Raw genomic sequence first — 3,477 nt, forward strand, 5'->3', positions numbered from 1 at the left:
CGCGATCAGGCTGTTGCACTGACCGATTTAGAGCTTGAACGGGCTCGAAAAGAGCTTAGCGCAGGCGCCGACCCTGAGGCTGTGTTGGAATCTATGGCCCGTGCTATCACTAATAAATTAATCCACGCGCCCAGCCAAGGTTTGCGCAGTATTGCCGAACAAAACGTCTCAGAGCTCGATGTCGCCAAGCGCCTGCTGGGTCTGCCCGACGAATTAGATCAATAAACTGAAGGAGTGCGGTCATCCGCAACAATGAAATCATCACTGTTACATAAGTTGGAATTGCTGGTAGAGCGACATGAAGAGGTATCGGCCTTGTTAAGCGACGCCGAGACCATCAGCAACCAAGAACGTTTTCGAGAGTTATCGCGCGAGTACTCCGAATTAGAGGAAGTGGTTGCTACGTTCAAGCGATACCAGACCGCCAAAGACGATATGGAAGCCGCGCAACTTATGCTGTCAGACGACGACCCTGATATGCGCGAGATGGCGGAGGAAGAACTCGATGCGGCTAAAGAAGCGATAGAGATACTTGAAATTGAGCTCCAACGCTTGCTGCTGCCCAAAGACCCGAAAGACTCCGCTAACGTATTCCTTGAGATTCGCGCGGGCACGGGCGGTGACGAGGCCGCTATTTTTTCAGGTGACTTATTTAGAATGTACTCGCGTTATGCCGAGCGCATGAAGTGGCGGCTAGAGGTTTTGTCCGAGCGTGCCGGTGAGCACGGTGGTTATAAAGAAATCATTACCCGGGTAGAGGGGCGAGATGTCTACGCACACTTAAAGTTCGAATCCGGCGCCCACCGCGTGCAGCGAGTACCGGAGACCGAATCGCAAGGACGAATTCACACTTCTGCCTGCACCGTTGCCGTGATGGCTGAGGCCGCTGAAGTCGATGCCATCGAGATTAACAAGGCCGACATTCGGGTCGATACATTCCGAGCCTCAGGTGCTGGTGGTCAGCACGTCAACAAGACCGACTCGGCTATTCGAATTACTCACCTGCCCACAGGCATTGTGGTGGAGTGCCAGGACGAGCGCTCTCAACACAAAAACCGCGCGCGCGCGATGTCGTTGTTGCAGGCTAAGCTTGATACTGCAGCCGAAGAAAAAGCCGCGTCAGAGCAGGCTCAAGAGCGTCGAAATCTCGTGGGGACCGGCGATCGATCTGATCGCATCCGAACGTACAACTTCCCGCAAGGGCGAATGACCGATCACCGCATTAATCTTACCCTTTACAAGTTGGATGAGATTATGGAGGGCGACCTAGACTCGGTAGTGACCCCGCTGCGTCAAGAATACCAGGCGGATCAGTTAGCGGCTTTGTCCGACGATTAGTGATGACGATTGCCGAGTGCTTGCGTTGGGCCAAAGCGCTGTTACCGTCGGACAGCGCTAACCTAGAGGCTCACCTGCTGCTTGAGCAGGTGTCGGGCCTAGAGCGAACAACACTCTTCGCTTGGCCTGAACGTGAATTGGCCTCGAGCGTTGTGCAACAATATAGGGCACTGGTTGATAGGCGCGCCAGCGGTGTTCCTGTCGCGTATTTGTTGGGACGCCGCGAATTCTATGGCTTGGACTTACACGTTGATCAACGCGTATTGATTCCTCGACCTGAGACCGAACTGCTGGTCGATGTAGCCTTAGGGCTCACCTTAGATGCAAAGGCTGAGGTTCTTGATTTAGGCACGGGTTCTGGAGCTATCGCTTTGGCGCTGGCCTCCCAGCGCCCTCAGTGGTCAATATGTGCGGTTGATCGCAGTGAAGATGCTTTAGACGTAGCTAAGGCCAACCAAGAAAGCCTGGGCATTAAGAACATCGATTTTTATTGCAGCGATTGGTTTGCCTCACTGCCGCAATGTCAGTTTGATTTAATTGTGTCCAACCCACCTTATGTCGAGCCTGAATCGGCGTACTTGCAGCAAGGTGACGTACGGTTCGAACCGATCAATGCCTTGGTGGCGCCACATGATGGTTTTGCGGATTTATTCGCAATAATCGATCAGGCACCCAAGTATTTAAAGTCGGGTGGCACTCTTTGGTTAGAGCATGGCTACCAACAGGCTGAGCGTTTGCGTCAACGGTTTATTGATTTGGGATATCAGGGCGCGGAGACGCATTGTGATCTTCAAGGCCTGGATCGCGTTACAGGCGCGCAGTGGGCTTGAATTAATGGTACACTCCGCGCGGTTTAGTAAAAGCGACAATCGCGCAGGAGCACATGAGCACATTCAGTTTGGCCGATCAGGCCAATGCCGACAAACGAACTTTTGAGTCTTTGGATCTCGACGAACGTCTGTTAAAAGGGATTAAAGATTTGGGGTTTGTGACATGCTCGCCCATTCAAGGCGCGATACTGCCCCACACGCTGCGCGGTTTAGATGCGATTGGTAAAGCGCAAACGGGCACGGGTAAAACAGCAGCGTTTTTGATTACGGTCTTCAACGACTTATTAACGCATCCTATCGACGACGAGCGTTTCGTGGGCGAGCCGCGAGCCTTGGTGATTGCGCCAACGCGTGAGTTGGTCATGCAAATCGCCGAAGACGCAAAGGATTTGGGCAAATACACAGGTTTGCGCGTGGTGACCCTGATTGGCGGTATGGATTACCAAAAGCAACTGCAAAAGCTTGATCAAGAGCCCGTTGATTTAGTGGTGGCAACACCAGGTCGTTTGATTGATTTTATGACGCGGCAAGACCTGTTTTTGGATCGGGTAGAAACCATTGTATTGGACGAAGCGGACCGCATGCTGGATATGGGCTTCATTCCTCAGGTCAAGCGAATTGTGCGCGCTACGCCCCCGAAAGAGCACCGGCAAACGCTGTTGTTTTCGGCGACCTTTACGCAAGATATTATAAATCTGTCCGAGCAGTGGACTTACAAGCCGATTAAAATCGAGATAGAACCCGAGAGTGTCGCAACAGCGAACGTTGACCAAAAGGTGTATTTAGTCTCGGCCGAACAGCGCTACAAAATTTTACTCAATCTTCTGCGTGATGAGGCAGCCACCAGCGTAATCGTGTTCGCCAATCGCCGTGATCAGGTTCGGCATTTGTACGAACGTTTGCGGAAAGCGAGCGTACCCTGCGGCGTACTGTCGGGCGAGATTCCGCAGAATAAACGCACCCGCACATTGGAAGATTTTAAGCGCGGCAAGCTCAAAGTGTTGGTGGCGACTGATGTTGCAGGGCGTGGTATTCACGTCGACGGCGTATCGCATGTGGTCAACTATAATCTGCCCGAAGATCCAGACGATTATGTGCATCGCATCGGTCGCACCGGGCGGGCAGGTGCCACGGGGACCTCGATTAGCTTTGCAAGCGAGGACGATGCCTTCTTGTTGCCCGATATCGAGGCGCTGTTGGGTGAGCGCCTAGAATGCGAGCACCCGCCCGAAAGTTTGTTGGCTTAAGATTCTAGTTTCGGTGAATCGCCGGCTTGCTGGTCGCAATACAGCAAGGTGGCACCGGCCAC

The 3,477-nt window shown here is 52.9% G+C and carries 3 protein-coding genes and 1 pseudogene; all 4 read left to right on the top strand.

What is annotated here, in order from left to right; all coding sequences use genetic code 11:
- Positions 1 to 225: pseudogene (locus ACTF5Z_RS11650) on the top strand (glutamyl-tRNA reductase); the annotation flags it as partial.
- Between the two features lie 27 nt (positions 226 to 252).
- A complete protein-coding gene (gene prfA / locus ACTF5Z_RS11655) occupies positions 253 to 1,338 on the top strand; it encodes a peptide chain release factor 1 (RefSeq protein ID WP_423853827.1) in 1,086 nt (361 codons plus the stop codon).
- 2 nt (positions 1,339 to 1,340) lie between these two features.
- Positions 1,341 to 2,168, top strand: a complete 828-nt coding sequence (gene prmC / locus ACTF5Z_RS11660; RefSeq protein WP_438985785.1) for a peptide chain release factor N(5)-glutamine methyltransferase — start codon at positions 1,341 to 1,343, stop codon at positions 2,166 to 2,168.
- 53 nt (positions 2,169 to 2,221) lie between these two features.
- A complete protein-coding gene (rhlB, locus tag ACTF5Z_RS11665) occupies positions 2,222 to 3,415 on the top strand; it encodes an ATP-dependent RNA helicase RhlB (RefSeq protein WP_438985786.1) in 1,194 nt (397 codons plus the stop codon).
- Positions 3,416 to 3,477 lie beyond the last annotated feature (62 nt).

Origin of the sequence: Aequoribacter sp. (assembly GCF_965659035.1) — a bacterium.
In the GTDB taxonomy this organism is placed as follows: domain Bacteria; phylum Pseudomonadota; class Gammaproteobacteria; order Pseudomonadales; family Halieaceae; genus Aequoribacter.